General features: G+C 46.5%; 17 protein-coding genes. 1 reads left to right on the top strand and 16 read right to left on the bottom strand.

Annotated elements, in window-relative coordinates; translation table 11 throughout:
* Window positions 1–2 precede the first annotated feature (2 nt).
* From dnaE to rpsB, 16 genes are all read right to left on the bottom strand, one after another.
* Window positions 3–3,476 carry a DNA polymerase III subunit alpha gene (gene dnaE / locus L5L77_RS03290; protein WP_263222037.1) on the bottom strand — a complete coding sequence of 1,158 codons (3,474 nt, stop codon included), beginning with the start codon at window positions 3,474–3,476 and terminating at the stop codon, window positions 3–5.
* A 150-nt stretch (window positions 3,477–3,626) separates the two neighbouring features.
* Window positions 3,627–4,259, bottom strand: a complete 633-nt coding sequence (rnhB, locus tag L5L77_RS03285) for a ribonuclease HII (protein ID WP_263222036.1) — start codon at window positions 4,257–4,259, stop codon at window positions 3,627–3,629.
* On the bottom strand, window positions 4,259–5,437 hold the full coding sequence (gene lpxB, locus L5L77_RS03280) for a lipid-A-disaccharide synthase (RefSeq protein ID WP_198573603.1): 1,179 nt from the start codon (window positions 5,435–5,437) through the stop codon (window positions 4,259–4,261). Before lpxB ends, rnhB begins: the two co-directional genes overlap by 1 nt.
* Before the next feature lie 241 nt (window positions 5,438–5,678).
* A complete protein-coding gene (gene lpxA / locus L5L77_RS03275; RefSeq protein ID WP_028760598.1) occupies window positions 5,679–6,449 on the bottom strand; it encodes an acyl-ACP--UDP-N-acetylglucosamine O-acyltransferase in 771 nt (256 codons plus the stop codon).
* Window positions 6,446–6,910: a 3-hydroxyacyl-ACP dehydratase FabZ gene (fabZ, locus tag L5L77_RS03270; protein ID WP_006080990.1), complete on the bottom strand. Its 465-nt coding sequence runs from the start codon at window positions 6,908–6,910 to the stop codon at window positions 6,446–6,448. The genes lpxA and fabZ overlap by 4 nt, the downstream gene beginning before the upstream one ends.
* A gap of 31 nt (window positions 6,911–6,941) precedes the next feature.
* The gene (gene lpxD, locus L5L77_RS03265) at window positions 6,942–7,967 is read right to left on the bottom strand and encodes a UDP-3-O-(3-hydroxymyristoyl)glucosamine N-acyltransferase (protein WP_105249717.1); all 1,026 of its coding nucleotides are present in this window, start codon (window positions 7,965–7,967) and stop codon (window positions 6,942–6,944) included.
* Window positions 7,968–7,970: 3 nt separating this feature from the next.
* Window positions 7,971–8,468: an OmpH family outer membrane protein gene (locus L5L77_RS03260; protein ID WP_028760600.1), complete on the bottom strand. Its 498-nt coding sequence runs from the start codon at window positions 8,466–8,468 to the stop codon at window positions 7,971–7,973.
* Window positions 8,469–8,532: 64 nt separating this feature from the next.
* Window positions 8,533–11,013, bottom strand: coding sequence for an outer membrane protein assembly factor BamA (gene bamA, locus L5L77_RS03255; RefSeq protein ID WP_131523800.1), 2,481 nt, complete (start codon window positions 11,011–11,013; stop codon window positions 8,533–8,535).
* Window positions 11,014–11,044: 31 nt separating this feature from the next.
* On the bottom strand, window positions 11,045–12,415 hold the full coding sequence (rseP, locus tag L5L77_RS03250; protein ID WP_028760602.1) for a sigma E protease regulator RseP: 1,371 nt from the start codon (window positions 12,413–12,415) through the stop codon (window positions 11,045–11,047).
* Between the two features lie 39 nt (window positions 12,416–12,454).
* Window positions 12,455–13,645: a 1-deoxy-D-xylulose-5-phosphate reductoisomerase gene (gene ispC, locus L5L77_RS03245; RefSeq protein ID WP_263222035.1), complete on the bottom strand. Its 1,191-nt coding sequence runs from the start codon at window positions 13,643–13,645 to the stop codon at window positions 12,455–12,457.
* 4 nt (window positions 13,646–13,649) lie between these two features.
* Entirely contained in the window at window positions 13,650–14,507 is an 858-nt protein-coding gene (locus L5L77_RS03240) for a phosphatidate cytidylyltransferase (RefSeq protein ID WP_131523803.1), read from the bottom strand.
* Between the two features lie 20 nt (window positions 14,508–14,527).
* A complete protein-coding gene (locus tag L5L77_RS03235) occupies window positions 14,528–15,355 on the bottom strand; it encodes an isoprenyl transferase (protein WP_028760605.1) in 828 nt (275 codons plus the stop codon).
* Between the two features lie 81 nt (window positions 15,356–15,436).
* Complete coding sequence (gene frr, locus L5L77_RS03230) at window positions 15,437–15,994, bottom strand: ribosome recycling factor (protein WP_012088724.1); 558 nt, start codon at window positions 15,992–15,994, stop codon at window positions 15,437–15,439.
* Window positions 15,995–16,015: 21 nt separating this feature from the next.
* Complete coding sequence (pyrH, locus tag L5L77_RS03225; RefSeq protein WP_006080981.1) at window positions 16,016–16,753, bottom strand: UMP kinase; 738 nt, start codon at window positions 16,751–16,753, stop codon at window positions 16,016–16,018.
* 68 nt (window positions 16,754–16,821) lie between these two features.
* Window positions 16,822–17,673, bottom strand: a complete 852-nt coding sequence (tsf, locus tag L5L77_RS03220; RefSeq protein ID WP_263222033.1) for a translation elongation factor Ts — start codon at window positions 17,671–17,673, stop codon at window positions 16,822–16,824.
* Between the two features lie 120 nt (window positions 17,674–17,793).
* The gene (gene rpsB / locus L5L77_RS03215) at window positions 17,794–18,522 is read right to left on the bottom strand and encodes a 30S ribosomal protein S2 (protein WP_028760607.1); all 729 of its coding nucleotides are present in this window, start codon (window positions 18,520–18,522) and stop codon (window positions 17,794–17,796) included.
* A 283-nt stretch (window positions 18,523–18,805) separates the two neighbouring features.
* Here rpsB and map point away from each other — a divergent pair, with 283 nt between their 5' ends.
* A complete protein-coding gene (gene map / locus L5L77_RS03210) occupies window positions 18,806–19,636 on the top strand; it encodes a type I methionyl aminopeptidase (RefSeq protein WP_227257044.1) in 831 nt (276 codons plus the stop codon).
* The last annotated feature ends 15 nt before the right edge of the window (window positions 19,637–19,651 follow it).

Raw genomic sequence — 19,651 nt, 5'->3', positions numbered from 1 at the left:
CATTAGAATAAAATTCTCACCTTGTTTGGCCCGAGGAGCGATTCGAGCGAGAGCATCAAGTCATCGGTCGGATTCACTCGCCAAGCATCAGCTAACCTAAACTGACCTTTGGCTTGAGCTTGAGTGTAATTGATCACCACAGGCACAGCACCGTTACGCCACGGGCTTAGGGCTTGCTCGAAAGTGTCTAACGCCGATGGCGTTAACTCGCTGCCATCCATATCAATTTCCAGCGCCTTGGCAAAGTGGCTGCGCGCCTCACTGATATCAATGATGTTACGCGCCGTCATGCGGTTGCCGCCGGCAAAATCATCGTAACTCACCTCACCTTCACAAATGAGGATGCGGTCTTTCTCCAGCAGATGATTAAATTTTTCAAAGGCTTCGGTAAACAACATGATTTCAAGACGTGCGCTCTTATCATCGAGTGTCAACAGGCCCATTTTCGAGCCGCGCTTGGTCAGCATCACTCGCGTTGCCACCACTAACCCCGCAGCCTTAGCGGTTTTACCCCGTTCGGTGGGATGCACATCTTTCAAACGACCGGACGTGTAATGCTTAAGCTCTTTTAAATATTGATTGATCGGATGACCAGTCAAATACAAGCCTAAGGTTTCGCGCTCGCCTTCGAGCCAAATTTTATCTGGCCATGGGGTACATTCGACAAACTGCTGCTTACTGTCTTCGGGTTCACTGTTGAGCAAACCAAACATATCGTGTTGGCCAATCGCCTCGGCTTTGGCATGTTGATCGGCGGCGCGAATCGCTTCGGGCAAGGTTGCCATCATAGACGCACGATGCGGCCCAAGAGTATCGAGTGCACCCGCGCAGATCAGCTTTTCAATCACGCGCTTATTGAGCTTTTTCAAATCGATACGGGCACAGAAATCGAATAAATCCACGAAGGGGCCATCTTTACGCGCCTCTAAAATCGATTCAACTGGACCTTCACCCACGCCTTTAATGGCGCCAATGCCATAAACAATGCGCAAATCATCATCGACGGTAAATTTGAACAAGCCTTTGTTCACATCCGGAGGAATGAGCGGTAATCCCATACGCTCGCATTCATCGACCAAAGTCACAATTTTATCTGTGTTGTCCATATCGGCCGACATTACCGCCGCCATAAACTGCGAAGGATAATGGGTTTTTAGCCATAAGGTCTGATAAGACACAAGCGCATAGGCGGCTGAGTGAGATTTGTTAAAACCGTAGCCGGCGAACTTTTCCACTAAGTCGAAGATCTTCATCGACAAGTCGCCGTCGACGCCGTTATTGATTGCGCCCTCTTTAAAGATACTGCGCTGCTTGGCCATCTCTTCGGGCTTTTTCTTACCCATAGCACGGCGCAACATGTCGGCGCCGCCAAGGGTGTAACCCGATAACACCTGTGCAATCTGCATCACTTGCTCTTGATACAGAATAATACCGTAGGTCGGCGATAGCAGTTCTTTTAGTGATTCATGCTGGTACTGTGAATCGGGATAAGACACTTCTTCGCGCCCATGCTTACGCTCGATGAAGTTATCTACCATGCCCGATTGCAAAGGCCCAGGGCGGAACAATGCCACCAGTGCGATCATGTCTTCAAAACAGTCGGGCTGCAGACGTTTAATCAAATCCTTCATACCGCGGGATTCCAACTGGAATACCGCTGTGGTTTCATATTTTTGCAACAAGCGGAAAGATGCAGCATCCGTTAACGGAATCGCTTCGATACGCACAGGTGGGCGACCGTTTTTGACCTCGACCTTGTTCACCATCTCCAGTGCCCAGTCGATAATGGTCAAAGTACGTAAACCCAAAAAGTCGAATTTAACTAAACCTGCGGTTTCGACGTCGTTTTTATCGAATTGTGTTACTGGGTTTTTACCTTCAGCATCGCAATAGAGCGGCGCAAAATCGGTAATTTTTGTCGGTGCAATCACCACACCACCCGCGTGTTTACCGGCGTTACGCGTCACACCTTCGAGCTTGCGACACATGTCGATCAGATCTTTTACGTCTTCATCGGCATCATAGGATTCTTGCAGGGCTGGCTCGACCTCAAACGCTTTTGCCAGCGTCATCCCAGGTTCTGGTGGAATGAGTTTAGAAATTCGGTCAACGAAGCCATAGGGATGACCCAGCACGCGGCCAACGTCGCGAATAACCGCTTTTGCCGCCATAGTTCCGAAGGTGATGATTTGCGATACCGCTTCGCGGCCGTACAATTCGGCCACATGGTCGATCACTTCATCACGTCTATCCATGCAAAAGTCGACGTCAAAGTCGGGCATAGAAACCCGCTCAGGGTTGAGGAATCGCTCGAACAGTAAGTCAAATTCCAATGGGTCTAAGTCGGTAATCTTAAGCGCATAGGCCACGAGTGAACCCGCGCCCGAGCCCCGACCAGGCCCTACTGGAATACCGTTATCTTTACCCCATTGGATGAACTCCATTACGATCAAGAAGTAACCGGGGAACCCCATCTGGTTGATCACTTTAAGTTCAATGTCGAGGCGCTCATCGTATTCGCCGCGTTTCTCGGCGCGCACCTCAGGATCAGGGAACAAAAACTCGAGCCGCTCTTCAAGGCCTTTCTTCGAACAATCGACCAGAAAGTCTTCGATGGACATATCGCCCGTCGGGAAGTTGGGCAGGAAATATTCGTATAAACGGATCGTTACATTACAGCGTTTAGCGATTTCGACACTGTTCGCCAACGCCGCAGGAATGTCGGCGAATAGTTCACACATTTCCTCTTCGCTACGCAAATACTGCTGTTCACTGTATTTTTTAGGTCGACGAGGATCGGCAAGGGTAAAGCCATCGTGAATTGCCACCCGAATTTCGTGGGCATCAAAATCTTCGGGTTTAAGAAACACCACCTGATTAGTCGCCACCACAGGGATGCCCTTCTCCTGCGCTAAGGCCACAGCCATATGCAGATAACGCTCTTCATCGGGTCGACCTGTGCGGATAAGTTCGAGGAAATAACGGTCAGTGAAATGGGTCTGATAAAACTCACATAAAGATTCGACTTGTGTGCCATTGCCCTTGAGCAGTGCCTTACCCAGATCGCCTTCTTTGGCGCCCGATAACAGCAAAATGCCTTCGTTATAAGTGAGTAACCACTCTTGGTCTATCACTACACGGCCGGCCACTTGGCCACGCAAATAGGCTTGACTGATGATTTGAGTCAGATTCTGATAACCGACATTATTCATCGCAATAATGGTTAAGGCGCATAATTCGCCTTCAAATCCGGGCACTTGCATCCAAAAATCGGCACCAATAATCGGCTTGATCCCCGCACCATGGCAACCACTGTAAAACTTCACCAAACCACAAAAGTTATTTTGGTCAGTCAAGGCGACCGCGGCCATTCCCTGCGCTTCCACCTGCGCCAAAATAGGCTTGACCTTGGCCACGCCATCGGTCATAGAGAAGTCACTGTGGACACGAAGATGCACAAAACGAGGATCGGACATAATTAGGATTATCTTTGAATAGCAGGTTAACAATAACTAGAAAGCAGACTAACAAAGTCACGCAGCCAGAGCCAGTGACTTTGCTGGATAACGGGAACTTATACCCAAACAACCTGAAACTCGTATCTTCAGGTAGCTTGGGAGCACAGCTTACAGTCCCAGTAATGCCTTGACGGGTTTAAAACTTTTACGATATTGGTCAAACACCCCATGTTCGGCGATGGCCTCAAAATGCGCCTTAGTCGGATAGCCCTTATGCTTAGCAAAACCGTATTGCGGATAAGCAGCATCGAGCACATCCATCTCACGATCCCGCGTCACTTTGGCGATAATCGATGCGGCACTAATACTGGCAATTAAACCATCACCTTTAATGATGCTGTGACTGGTAAGCGAGGCGCCATTATGGGCAACAAATGCCGGACTGCGATTGCCATCGACTAACACCAACGCAGGCGCAATCTTAAGCCCTGCAACCGCGCGCTGCATTGCCAACATAGTGGCATGCAAGATATTAAGCGTATCGATTTCAGCAGGACTTGCGCGGCCCACGTGATAACACAGGGCTTTTTCACAAATCTCATCAAACAAAGCTTCGCGGCGCTTCTCACTGAGTTTCTTGGAATCATTCAGACCACTGATGGGCTTGTTTGGATCTAAAATCACAGCCGCAGTCACTACATCGCCGACTAAAGGCCCACGGCCGACTTCATCCACACCAGCAATTAATCCCGTCGAAAAGGCCAGCAAATCGGCGTCGGTTAAACTTTTAAAAGTTGCCACTAGTTAGCCTCCAGCGATTTAGCATGACTTGGTTTAGGCTCAACCAGTGCCATTACCGCTTCAGCGGCTTTTAAGCTCGCATCACGGCGTAACACTTGGTGCAGGGCATCAAACTCAGCTTTGAGCGGCGTAAAATCTCGATTTAACTCGACTGTGACCGCCGCAGCTATTTTCTCTGGCGTGCAATCTTCTTGAATGAGCTCAGGGACGAGATCTTTTCCAGCCAGTAGATTCGGTAAAGAAAAACGCTCGACCTGCATCATGCGCTTAGCAATCCAATAGGTCATAGGGCTAACACGATAAGCCACCACCATTGGACGCTTAACCAACATGGCTTCTAACGTCGCAGTGCCTGATGCTAATAAAATGCCATCGGCAGCCGCCATGACTTCGCGCGACTGACCTTCGACCATATGAATTTCGAGATCCGGTGCAAAATCCTTCAGCGCTTGCTCAAATTGCTCACGGCGTTTTTGATTGACCAGTGGCGTCACAAAACGTATATCAGGGAAGTTCTGTTTAATCAGTAAAGCCGCCTTCACGAAAGGCTCAGCCAGTTGCTTTAACTCGCCACCACGGGATCCCGGTAGAATCGCTAAATATTCTGCATCGGCATCGAGTTCAAGTAACTGACGCGCCGCCGCTTTATCGCTTCGCAACGGAATATCATCCGCTAAGGTATGACCCACAAAGGTGCAAGGTACTTGATGCTTGTCATAAAAAGCTTTCTCAAATGGCAATAGCGACAACACCATATGGGTCGCCTTCGCGATTTTGAATATACGTTTTGGGCGCCATGCCCACACGGATGGGCTCACATAATGGACGGTTTTAATACCGCACGCTTTAAGTTTAAGCTCGAGGCCTATATTAAAATCCGGTGCATCTATACCAATAAAACAATCGGGCTTAAGCGCGGTGATCTCTTTAATCAAGGATGACCGCACTTTTAATAAGCGAGGTAGACGGGATAACACTTCAACGATTCCCATCACTGCGAGTTCTTCCATCGCAAACAGGGATTTGAAGCCTAGGGCTTCCATGCGGGGTCCACCGATACCGACAAAACGCGCATCGGGATGGGTCTTTTGCAGCGCAGCCATTAAACCTGCACCTAAAATATCGCCTGAGAGTTCTCCGGCAACCATGGCAAACACTAATGGAGTTTTATTGCTCATAAACCAATCACGTCTCATGAATTAATGGCATTAGATGAAGAGGTAAACCGCACCTAAAATGCATCGTTCCAAGCCTACACTTATGTTAAGTTAATGATTCAATTAATGACTAAGCTCATTTATGGTCGAATGCATTGATGAATAAACGCATTTTTAACGGCTACGTCTACCACAAAAAAGGCTTAAACCAATAATACAAAAGGGCATATAAATGCCCTTTTGTTGTCATGTGGTCATCAAGTTAGCGAATAATGCCGCGACTCGATGACTTTACAAACTCAAGCAGTAATTTGACTTGCTCATCGTTCTGCGCATCTTCAGCTAATGCTTCAATCGCTTCTTCTACCGTTAAGCTGCTACGGTATAAGGTCTTATAAGCACGACGCACGGCTAACTGGCTTTCTTTAGAAAAACCGCGACGCTTCATACCTTCGCTGTTTAAGCCGCGAGGCACTGTAGGTTGACCCGCTGCCATCACAAAGGGAGGCACATCCTGCAAAACTAAAGAACAACCAGCAGTAAATGCATGGGCACCAATATGCACAAACTGATGCACACCTGTCATACCGCCTAAAATCGCCCAGTCACCGACATGCACGTGACCTGCAATAGATGCGTTATTCGCCATGATGACATTATCGCCGACCACACAGTCATGGGCGATATGCACATAGTTCATAAACAGGTTATTCGACCCAATACGGGTTTCACTGTTATCTTGAACCGTACCGCGGTGAATGGTCACGTTTTCACGGATGACGTTATTGTCGCCAATGATCAGTCGTGTCGGCTCACCAGCGTACTTTTTGTCTTGGCATTCTTCACCAACGGAGGCGAATTGAAAAATACGATTCCCTTTGCCGATAATCGTTGGACCTTTGACCACCACATGGGAACTCAACCAACAATCATCACCAATTTCGACGCCCGCACCGATATAGGTCCAAGGGCCAATAGTGACGTTATTGCCAATTTTTGCATCGGGATGCACAAACGCTAATGTATCTATCACTGACTAATCTCTCTGCGGGCACACATGATTTCAGCGGAACAAACCACTTCACCATCCACTTTGGCCTCACCGTAGAAAACGCCAATCCCGCGGCGCTCTTTAATCATTTTGACATCAAAATGAATTTGATCTCCTGGCTCAACCACACGTCTAAAACGCGCATTATCGATACCAGCAAAGTAATACAACACACCTGGTGGTGGTACGTCACTACTCATCGTTTTAAAGGCTAACAGGCCAGTTGCCTGTGCCATCGCTTCTAAAATAAGCACACCTGGCATCACAGGTTGTATCGGGAAATGTCCCTGAAAAAATGGCTCATTTATTGAAACGTTTTTGATCGCCTGCAGACTAACACCAGGAGTGTAATCAAGCACACGATCGATCAATAGGAATGGATATCTATGGGGTAGATATTTAAGTATTTCTTTAATATCCATAGTGTTCATTTGATTAGACACGAACCGAGTTCCTCAAATTGCCTTGGGGCAATTAATCTGGTGTTTTTAAATTTTTTTCCAACGTTTTAACACGCTGGAACAGTTCATCTAACTGACGGAAACGAACTGTATTTTTACGCCAAAGTTTATTGTCCATTGCCACGGTGGCAGAAGAGTATAAGCCAGGCTCACGCATATTAGTGGTGATATTGGTAGCACCAGACACATGCACACCATCGGCTATGCTCAAATGACCTGCGATGGCACAGCTACCGCCAATAATACAATATTTACCAATAGTGACACTGCCTGCGACAGTAGTACTGCCTGCAATAGCAGTATTTTCGCCGATTATATCGTTATGGGCAATTTGTACTTGGTTATCAATAATCACACCGTCGTGGATCTCTGTATGGCCTAATGCCCCACGATCTACCGTTGAATTAGCACCAATCTCAACCCGATCGCCAATACGCACGCCACCTGTCTGCGGAATTTTAATCCACTGACCACGTTCGTTAGCATAACCAAAACCATCTGAGCCTAATACGGCACCCGAATGGATAATACAATCCTGTCCTAAATGCACATCGTGATAGACGGTGACATTAGCCCACAAACGTGTTTTTGAGCCAATAACCACATCTTGTCCCAGCACAACACCGGCACCGATCTGCACATTTTCACCTAAAATGACGTTCGCACCAATCACAGCATTCGCGCCAATAGCGACACCTTCCCCTAAATGGGCTGAAGGATCAATTTGTGCCGAAGGATGGATACCCACCGCTGCTTTGGGTGTAGTGTCCAAATACTGAGCAACACGAGCAAAACCGACATATGGATCTTTTACAATTAACGCAGTACCTTGATAATCCTGCGCATCTTTAGCTGACAATAACACCGCACTCGCTTGAGTTGCCTCAAGCTGAGAGCGGTATTTACTGTTGGCTAAAAAAGAGATCTGACCCGCCTTGGCATTTTCTAAGGTCGCCACACTATTAATAATTAGCGTTTCGTCGCCTTGGATATCACCGTCTAATAACAGGCATAGCTCTTTTAAAGTCACACTATTCATCTATTACTTGCCTTTGCTTAAGGCTTCAACCACTTTGCCACTGATGTCAGCGTTAGGCTTAACATAAATGACAGCACCACGTTGTAATACCAAATCATATTGGTCTTTTTCAGCGATAGTGTTGATGGCTTTTTGCACTTTAACTAACAGTTTATTTTGCTCTTCACCTTGGCGACGACGTAGGTCTTCATCCAATGCTTTGCCTTTTAACTGATATTCAGATTTTAGCGATTCCATTTTACGAACCAGCTCAGTTTTTTGTGCATCGTTCATTAATGCACCATCACGTTGCTGCTTCTCCATCAGAGAACGCATTTCTTCTTGCATTTTTTGGACATCAGCTACGCGATCACCAAACTCTTTCTTCAGAGATTGAGAGATCTGTTCACGTTGTGGGAGCTGTTCAAACACAGCGCCCATATCCACTACGGCAATTTTCTCAGCATGTGCCACTAACGGCGCGCCTAACAAAACTAACGTCATCAGCGCGCAATTTACCATCTTGTTCAAAATAAACTCCTTGTTACCTTGTTATTGTCAGCAAAACTTGCCGAGTGTATGCCTTTTAAAAAGTTTTGCCAATATTGAAAGAGAAGATCTCCGTTTGGTCACCTTCATATTCTTTAAGCGGCCACGCCAAGCTGAACACCATAGGTCCCATAGGTGATAACCATTGCACACTCAAGCCCCAAGAGGCGCGCAGGCGAGCTGGATCACTATAGTCTTGTAACTTAGCAAACTCGTCCGCCGGAAGTGTTTGATATGACTCGTAATCAAACTCAGTATCCCAGACGTTACCCGCATCGACGAAGAAGCTAGTACGAACTGAGTTAGTGTAAGCCTCATCCAAAAATGGGGTTGGTACAATCAACTCCATACTTGCCGTTGCAAGGGCATTACCACCGATAGAGCGGCCAGAACTGACTTGGATACTATTAGGATCGCCAGGCAAGCTACAGCCATCGCCCGATGGATCCGGTGCACACGGCTCACTACCTCGATAGAGATAGAATGAACGAGGGCCTACAGAGTTAGACTTAAAGCCACGTAGCGAGCTACTACCACCTGAGTAATAGTTTTCCCAGAAAGGCAGAATTTGGTCATTATCATTAAATTGACCATAACCGTTACCATAACCTAATCGACCACGGGCCAAGAGCACAACGCTCTGACTGCGGTTAACAGGGAAATAATAGTTAGTGTCAAAGTCTGTCTTAAAATACTGTAAATCAGACCCTGGCGAAGTCATTTTGCCGTTCAGACGCTGAGAAGAGCCATCTGTTGGGAAAGTGCCACGGTTCAAGGTGCTACGATACCAGCCCAGGCTGAGTTCGAAGTTATCGAAACTTAAGTCCGCGTTTGGATCGTCATCACGATAGATGTTATAGAAACGCAGTGCCTGCTCATAAGCTGAGATCTCAGAAATCGTGTTGTGACGATAGCCAATACCACCATTGATACGGTTGTATTCGTTAATCGGGAAACCCGAGTTAAGCGCCACACCATACGAACTGTTTTTATAGCGTTCTAAGTTAGCTTCATTGGCGTCAAACTCACTCCAATAAACGCTCCCGCCTAAACTCACACCGTCTTTTGTCCAGTACGGATCGGTATAGGATAAGTTAACGTTTTTAGAGTACTTGTTGGTGCTCAAGCTGATACCCGCTTGGTTACCTGTGCCTAAGAAGTTGTTTTGTTGTACACCAAACTGCAAACTCAGACCTGATTCAGTACCATAACCGACACCCGCGTTGAATGAGCCCGACGGCTGCTCTTTCACTTTAACCGCAACATCGACTAAATCATCGGTACCTGGCACTTGAATGGTTTCAGTGTCAACGGTTTCGAAGAAACCCAAACGGTTAAGACGCGCTTTAGATTGCTCAACTTGCGCTGAGTTTAACCAAGCCCCTTCCATCTGACGCAGCTCACGGCGCATCACTTCATCTTTAGTCACTGTGTTACCAGTGAAGTTAATCGCCCGTACGTAAACACGTTTACCCGGTTTAACATTGATGTTTAAGGTGACTTCTTTAGTCTTATCATCAATTTCAGGGTAGGTTTTCACTTCAGGGTAAGCATAACCGAAGCGGCCTAAATATTTGCTGTACATTTCTTCGGTGAAAGTCACATCACCGCCGTTGTACATATCACCTGCTTTGATTGGCAGAATTGATTTCATCAACTCTTCACGGCCCATCAAATCACCCGTCAGGTTTACTTCTTTAACTTTATACTTCTCACCTTCATCTACGTTGATGGTGATATATAAACCTTTACGGTCAGGCGTCATGGCCACTTGAGTCGAGGTGACTTCGAAGCGGATATAACCTTTATTGTGATAATAGGTTTTGATGGTCTCGAGATCGGCCTGCAGTTTTTGCTTCTGATAACGACGCTCACCAAACAGATCCCACCAAGCCACATAATCTTTAAGTTCCAACATGCCGATCAGTTCAGCATCGGTGAACTCTTTGTTACCGACCACGTTAATTTGGCGGATTTCGGCCGCTAAACCTTCGGTAAACTTAAATTTCAGCTCAACCCGATTACGGGGTAAGTTAATCACTTGGGCTTCCACTTTCGCGCCGTATTTACCCACGCCGTAGTAGAAATCCTGCAGACCCTTTTCAATACCGGTCAACATAGTACGATCGAGCGACTCACCGACTTTAACGCCAGAACCGTCCAGACTTTCCTGTAACTGTTCGTCTTTAATGTCTTTGTTGCCATCGAATGTCACGGCACTGATAGTTGGACGTTCAGTGACTTTCACCACTAATACGCCGCCATCTCGGCTCACGGAGACATTTTCAAAGTTAGTCGATGCATACAAGCTTTTAATCGCTTGCTGGATTCTTAACTGGTCAACAGTGTCACCTACTTTTACTGGTAAGCTTAACAAGGCAGCACCGAGTGCAACTCGTTGCAAACCTTCAACTTGGATGTCGGTCACTTCAAACGGTTGGAAAGTATCTGCCAACACAGTCCCTGAAAACGACGCACCGACGAATAACATCGAGGCAAAAAGTTTATTCAATCTCATAGAGCACTTCTAATTATTAGTCTGTCCTTGCTCAGAGTCGGGCAAAATCATTGAAAAGCGCAACGCTCATCAACATCAGCAGTATTGCTGCCCCAAATCTGAATCCTATTTCCTGCACCTTTTCAGGTACAGGTTTACCAGTTATTACTTCAATAAAGTAATACAGCAGGTGTCCCCCATCGAGCACAGGTAAAGGCAGCAAGTTAATGATGCCTAAATTGACGCTGATGAGCGCGAGGAACCCGAGAAAATAGACCAAGCCATAGTTTGCACTACTGCCCGCACCCTGTGCGATCGAAATGGGTCCACTCAGGTTTTTCACCGACACATCGCCGGTAAATAATTTGCCAATCATCTTAAAGCTCACAGCAACAAGTTGCCATGTTTTATCCGCTGCTATACCGAAAGAATCGATTGGTCCATATTCAAGTTGTAAACGCATATTGTCTGGCCATTGTGCTTGGGTTGGGCTCACCCCGAGCATACCTATCTCTTGGCCATCGGCATTTTTACTGCTTAAGGGTGTCACTGCCACATTAAACTGTTCGCCATTGCGACGCACAGTTAAACTCACAGGCACATTGGCAGAATGTTGAATAATGTCAACAAAAGCCTGCCAATCGGTATAATTTTTACCATTTATTGCGACTAAGGTGTCACCGACTTTTAGCTCACTATTCGCAGCGGCACTGTCAGGACTAATCGCAGCAATGGTGGGGACGATTTCGGGACGATAAATCCCTAACCCTAATGCCGTAATCGGGGATTCTTTTTCAGGATCAAAACGCCAATTACGCGTATCTAAGGTGTAAGACCGCGCACTAGAATCCAAACCTTGCAAACCATTCAATGGCGTTAGTGATACACTCAGACTTTCATCACCTATGTGGCCGACTAAAGCTAAATTCACTTCTTCCCAGTTACGCACAGCCTGACCGGAAATGGCCGTTATTTGCATTGGCTCTGTGATTTGAATTTGCGCAGCAGCAGTCCCGGGGGTCGTCGAAGTGATCACAGGCTTAAGTGATGGCACACCAATCAGATACATAAAATACAGGGCAACGATGGCAAAAATAAAGTTAGCAATTGGACCTGCGGCCACAATCGCAATACGTTGCCATACGGTTTTACGATTGAACGCTTGATCTTTTAATTCATCGGGAACGTCTTCAACACGCTCATCAAGCATTTTGACATAGCCGCCAAGGGGGATCATGGCTAACACATATTCAGTGCCGTCTTTACCAACACGGCGCCAAATAGCCTTACCAAAACCAATGGAGAAACGTTCGACTTTCACGCCACAACGTCGCGCGATATAGAAATGGCCGTATTCGTGGGCAGTAATTAACAGACCCAGTGCAACGATGAAAGAACCTAAGTTCCATAAAAAATCTAACATCCCACTCCTTACGTTATAAATTTCATCACTCAGCTATAGCTAAGCGATGCTTGCTAATGTCTCACGCGCATAGACGCGGGTTTGCGCATCTAAGGCTAAAATATCTTCTATGCTGCCCATAGGACGTTTAGGCACAGTGACTAAACAAGCCTCATTCACTTTTGCAATTTGCGTAAAACCAATTTGCCCCTGCAAGAATGCTTCAACAGCGACCTCATTGGCAGCGTTTAATACGGTTGTTGCCTCTTGACCTTGGGCACACGCCTCCATAGCCAAAGCCAAACAGGGGAAACGTTCAAAATCAGGTTCATAAAAGCTTAACTGTCCGACTTTGAAAAAATCTAAAGGTTCAACGCCCGAATGAATTCTTTGCGGATAAGCCATGCAATGGGCAATCGGTGTGCGCATATCAGGGTTACCCATTTGGGCGATAACCGAACCATCACGGTACTGCACCATAGAGTGGATCACGCTTTGCGGATGAATAACCACCTTAAGTTGCTCAGCCTGAGTGTTAAACAACCACCGCGCCTCAATGAACTCTAAACCCTTATTCATCATAGTGGCGGAGTCAACAGAGATTTTAGGTCCCATGGACCAATTAGGATGTTTACAGGCTTGGGCAGGCGTCATGGCCGCAAGTGTCGCAAGATCCGACCGCAGGAAAGGTCCGCCAGAACCGGTTAACAAAATATGGGATATACCCGACGCAGCTAAATCGCAACGGCCGAGGTTAGCCTGCACTTCTAGGGGTAAACATTGAAAGATAGCATTATGCTCACTGTCCACGGGCAAAAGCACAGCACCAGAGCGCTTAGTCGCCTCAATAAACAACTCACCCGACATGACTAAAGCTTCTTTATTGGCCAGTAATACTCGCTTTCCCGCCTTCACGGCTTCAAGGGTTGGTACTAGCCCTGCCGCCCCGACAATCGCTGCCATTACGGTATCCACTTCGGCAGTCGTCACTAAACCGAGTAAATCGTTTATGCCAGTAGTGACTTGGATATTGAGCGCAGCGGGTAAAACGGCGCGTAACTGTTTCGCAGCCTCTTCATCCACCATATGAGCGACTTTCGGTTTATGGGCTACACACAAAGCCAGCATCTTATCAACGCTCGCATTGGCCACCAATCCATAGATGCTATAAGCCAATGGATTAGCCGAAATCACGCTTAAGGTACTAGCACCAATTGAACCGGTAGCACCCAAAATCACCATGTTTTGCATAGCGTTACATCCAGAATGCAATGTAGATCAAGGTAAACACCGGCAAGGCTGCAGTCAGGCTGTCGATGCGGTCGAGCACGCCGCCGTGACCGGGCAAAATAGTGCCAGAATCTTTAATACAGGCCGCACGCTTAAACATACTCTCAGATAAATCGCCCAGCGCTGACACTAAAGCAACAAATAAGGTCACTGCCACAACTAAACCCAGTTCTTGCTCTGGTGAATAATACATAACACCTGCAACCACGAGCATAGTCGTCACTAAACCACCAAGTAGGCCTTCCAAGGTTTTAGCAGGGCTCACTGCAGGCATCAGTTTCGTTTTACCTATCGCTTTACCGACGAAGTAAGCCCCAGAATCAGCGGCCCACACAATCAACATCACTAACAGTACTAATACTGGGCCGTAATAGGGTGAAGTTTGTGAGCTAATGGATTTGAGTGCGATAAGAGCAACAAAGCAAGGCACTAAGGTTAACTGTCCAAACATGGACTTAAACATAGGATTCTTTTGCCAGAACTTAGCGCTTTTAGGATAAGTTACCACTAATAATAGTGATGCTAACCACCAGAATGCACCAATATAGAGAATGGCCAAATAGATAGGATGTAACTGATGGCTTAACCAAACTGCATCGATTGGCACAATAAGATTAATTGCCACCAATAAGATACCAACTGTGAAGGTAAAGCTCCACTGAGTGACATCACACTGATTATCGATAATTCTTCCCCATTCCTTTGCTGCAATAAGGAAGACGGCAACTAAGGCCCAGGCGAAGTAGCTGGCAGGGAGCAAAAATATCGCCCCTAAAACTAATGGAACTAACCAAGTTGCTGTTATTATTCGTTGTTTTAGCAAAAAAAATCCCTCATGAGGTTTTACAATGCACGCATCTCATCAATCTGACTTCCAGTCAGACCAAAACGGCGCTGGCGACTTGCAAAAATGGCTATCGCTTCATGAAAAGCCTGTTCATCGAAATCAGGCCAAAGGGTGTCGGTAAACACCAATTCTGCATAGGCCGCCTGCCACAGCACAAAATTACTGATGCGACAGTCCCCGCCCGTGCGGATCATTAAATCAACTTCACTCTGATTTTGCATGCACAAATGTGCACTTAAGGCTTCTTCGGTGAACTGACTGCTGGTCATTTCGCCAGTTTCGACCTTTTCCGCTAATTTTTGTGCTGCTTGAAGTATGTCCCAACGGCCACCATAGTTAGCCGCAACATTCAGAACCAAGCCAGTATTGCGAGATGTCTTCTCTTGAGCAGCAGCAATTTGCTTCTGTAATCGCGCCGAAAAGCGGCTGATATCGCCAATAATGTTGAGCTTAACCTGATTCTTATCCAGCAATTTAATTTCGCGCTGTAATACGGTAAAAAACAACTCCATCAGCAAGCTGACTTCTTTATCGGGTCTACGCCAATTCTCGCTAGAAAATGCGAATAAGGTTAGCGATTCAATGCCTAATTGGCTTGCCGTGCTTACGGCTCTTCTAACGGCCTTAACACCAGCCTTATGTCCCATCACTCGTGGTTTACCTTGGGTTTGTGCCCAACGCCCATTGCCATCCATGATAATAGCAACATGCTTAGGTAACGACTGTTTCACGAGTTCGGGTAATTGTCCCGGCAAGGTCGTTTGAGTGTATAAATCACTCTCACTCGTCCTAGGGTGCGGATCAAGTTCCACTGTGGATGACATCTAATACAGCCCTTTAAAATAGACAAACGCCGTGTAGTATACCCCTACACGGCGCATCAACTCTAGCTTATCGAACTGAGATTAGACTTCCATCAACTCAATTTCTTTGGCCGCTAAAATCTCATCGACCTTTTTAATGTGAGCATCGGTGAACTTTTGCACTTCTTCTTCACTGCGACGCACATCATCTTCAGTACAAGCTTTAGCTTTTTCAAGCTTTTTCACTTCAGAAATCGCATCACGACGCACGTTACGGATAGCAATACGACCGTTTTCAGCTTCGTTACGCACCACTTTGATGAAGTCTTTACGACGTTCTTCAGTCAACGCGGGTAATGGAATACGTAATGTCGCGCCAGCTGACATAGGGTTCAGACCTAAATCAGAGCTCATAATAGCCTTTTCAACGGCTTGGATAGCACTACGGTCAAACACAGTCACAGACAGAGTGCGTGAATCTTCAACGCCCACGTTAGCCACTTGGTTTAGTGGCGTCATAGTGCCGTAGTAAGAGACTTGAATGGAATCCAGCAGGCTTGGGTGGGCACGACCGGTACGCACTTTTGCCATTTGGTTTTTAGTCGCGTCAACGCATTTACCCATACGCTCTTGCGCATCTTTCTTAATGTTCTCAATCACGTTAAATGTCCTTCTTGGTCATTAAATAACTTTTTTCGCTCTGATCAGCGTGCCTTCTTCTTCACCCATGATAACGCGGCGTAGAGCGCCAGGCTTATTCATGTTGAAGACTAAAATAGGCATGTCGTGATCACGCGCCATAGTAAAGGCGGCTAAGTCCATTACTTTTAATTCTTTTTCCAGAATTTCCGCATAAGTCACTTCATCATACTTAACGGCGTCTGGGTTCTTCATTGGATCTTCGGAGTATACACCGTCGACTTTAGTGCCTTTCAATACGACTTCAGCTTCGATTTCAATGCCGCGTAAACAGGCCGCAGAATCGGTCGTGCAGAAAGGATTACCTGTACCGGCAGCAAAAATAACCACTCGGCCAGATTTTAGCAAGCTGATCGCTTCAGCCCAATTGTAATCATCACACACACCCTTTAACGGGATAGCTGACATCAGACGAGCATTAACATAGGCACGGTGCAGGGCGTCTCGCATTGCCAAGCCGTTCATAACCGTTGCCAGCATACCCATGTGATCGCCCACCACACGGTTCATGCCTGCTTTTGCTAGGCCTTCACCGCGAAACAGATTACCACCACCAATAACCACACCCACCTGAATACCCAGCTCAACCAGCTCTTTCACTTCCTGAGCCATGCGATCTAATACTTTAGGGTCGATGCCGAAGCCTTCGTCGCCCATCAGTGCTTCGCCACTTAATTTAAGAAGAATGCGTCTAAATGCGGGTTTTGGATTGGTGCTCATAATTTTTATCCTGGTCATAACAAGACCGCAGCTATTGCCGCGGTCTTGGGGGTATTTAGCGTTGGCGATTAAGCCTTTTTAGAAGCAGCGATTTGAGCAGCAACTTCAGCCGCGAAATCTTCTTCTTTCTTCTCAATACCTTCACCCACTTCTAAACGAATGAAGTTAGTGACTTTAGCGCCTTTCTCTTTCAGAATTTCGCCAACAGTTTTCTTTGGTTCCATGATGTAAGCTTGACCAGTCAGAGAAATCTCACCGGTGAACTTCTTCATACGACCAAGAACCATCTTCTCAGCGATCTCTGCCGATTTGCCTTCGTTCATTGACATTTCGATTTGCAGAGCTTGTTCTCTTGCAACGATTTCTGCAGGAACATCTTCTGGGTTCACGTATTCAGGCTTAGAAGCAGCAACGTGCATTGCGATGTGCTTTAAGGTTTCTTCGTCAGCTTCACCGGCAACAACAACGCCAATGCGCTCACCGTGACGGTATGAAGATAGGTTTGCACCATCGATGTACTCAACACGACGAATGTTGATGTTTTCACCGATTTTAGTTACCAATGCAACGCGTGCATCTTCGAACTGTGCTTTTAAATCTTCAAGAGTCACTTTAGATGTAGCAGCGGCATCTAATACTGCGTTCGCGAATGCTAAGAAGTTTGAATCTTTAGCAACGAAGTCAGTTTGACAGTTAACTTCTAATAGTGCAGCGAAACCTTCGCCATTCTTGATCAGAATTGTACCGTCAGCAGCGATGTTACCTGCTTTTTTAGCCGCTTTAGCAGCGCCAGACTTACGCATGTTGTCAATAGCTAACTCCATGTCGCCGTTAGCTTCTGTCAGAGCGTTTTTACAATCCATCATGCCTGCGCCAGTACGGTCGCGCAGTTCTTTAACTTGGGCAGCAGTAATTGCCATTGTTAAATCCTCTATAAAAAATCGACTAATTTGCAGATATAAAACAGGGGCCGAATGGCCCCTGTTAACCAATCAAAAATCTTGGTTAATAAGGGTGATGATAATCATCCCGCCTTATTATTATTCGGCTTCTACGAAACCGTCTTGCTCAGCTTGAACAGCCAAATCTTGACCACGGCCAGCTTTTGCAGCAGCAGCAACAGAAGAAGTGTACAGGCGGATAGCACGCATAGCGTCGTCGTTACCAGGAACGATGTAGTTAACACCATCTGGCGCAGAGTTAGTATCAACAACTGCAACAACAGGGATACCCAGGTTGTTAGCTTCTTTAATAGCGATATGCTCATGGTCAGCACCAATGACGAATAATACGTCTGGCAGGCCACCCATGTTTTTAATACCACCTAAAGATTTTTCCAGCTTTTCAAGCTCACGAGTACGCATCAGCGCTTCTTTCTTGGTCAGCTTGTCGAAAGTACCGTCTACTGATTGGCTTTCCAGTTCTTTCAGACGTTTGATTGACTGACGAACGGTTTTCCAGTTAGTCAGCATACCGCCTAACCAGCGGTGATCAACATAGTACTGGTCACAAGACAGAGCAGCTTCTTTGATCGCTTCGCCAGCAGCACGTTTAGTACCAACGAATAATACTTTACCTTTCTTTGAAGCTACGTTGCTGATGAAAGCTAGCGCTTCATTGAACATTGGCACAGTATGCTCAAGGTTGATGATGTGAACACCGTTGCGAGCACCGAAAATGAATGGCTTCATTTTTGGGTTCCAGTAACGGGTTTGGTGACCGAAGTGGACACCGGCCTGAAGCATATCGCGCATTGAAACTGTAGTCATTTCTATTACCTTAAAATTTAGGGGGTTAGACCTCCACGTATCCCATGTCTTCGACCCCTGATATAACAACTGAGGGCACCCCGAAGAATGTGTCGACACGTGTGTGATTTAGTATTTAGACAAATAGCCATGTATAATGGCCGCCATCTTTAGTCTTGCAAGTATCTAAGCAGAGCAAAAGCTGGCTAGGACAATTCATCAAGACTTAAACATAACGGCGCGCTTTATACCATAAATAGCCCTAAAGCACAAATTTTTGCATTAGGTTGCGTGGCCAACAGACATTAAAGACACAAGAGAAAACGCAATGAGTATAGTCATCAAGACAGCTGAAGAAATTGAAAAAATGCGTGCTGCGGGCAAACTTGCCGCACAAGTATTAGAAATGATCGCTCCGCATGTTAAGCCGGGCGTGACCACCAATGAACTCAATGACCTCTGCGCCAAATATACAGAAGAGCAAGGTGCGATTTCGGCGCCGCTTAACTATCATGGTTTTCCTAAGTCCATTTGTACTTCTGTAAACCATGTGATTTGCCACGGTATTCCAAACGACAACCCACCATTGAAAGAAGGCGATATCCTCAATATCGACATCACAGTGATTAAAGACGGCTATCACGGCGATACCTCACAGATGTTTTTGATTGGTGAAGTGAGCGCGAAGGACAAACGTCTGTGCCGCATCGCACAAGAAAGCCTGTATTTGGCCATTCGTAAGGTGCGTCCGGGCCTAAAACTGGGTGAAATTGGCAATACTATCGAAAAATTCATCAAAGCAAGCAAAACAGGCCTTGAGAAATATTCCATCGTGCAAGATTATTGTGGCCACGGTATTGGCTCGGGTTTCCATGAGGAACCTCAGGTCATGCATTACCGCAACGGCGATAACACAGTATTACGCCCAGGCATGTGTTTCACTATTGAACCTATGATCAATGCCGGTCGCCACACGACCATACTCGATCGCGATGATAAGTGGACGGTTACCACCTCCGATGGTAAGAATTCTGCCCAGTGGGAACATACCCTACTTGTGACTGAAAAAGGGGTTGAAGTACTGACCCTGCGTGAGGATGAAGATTTCCCACGCATCATCAATCACGAGCGATAGGCCAAACTAACAAAA

This window comes from Shewanella sp. SM29, from assembly GCF_025654245.1.
In the GTDB taxonomy this organism is placed as follows: Bacteria; Pseudomonadota; Gammaproteobacteria; order Enterobacterales; family Shewanellaceae; genus Shewanella; species Shewanella oncorhynchi.
This window is presented reverse-complemented; position numbering and strand designations above follow the sequence as displayed.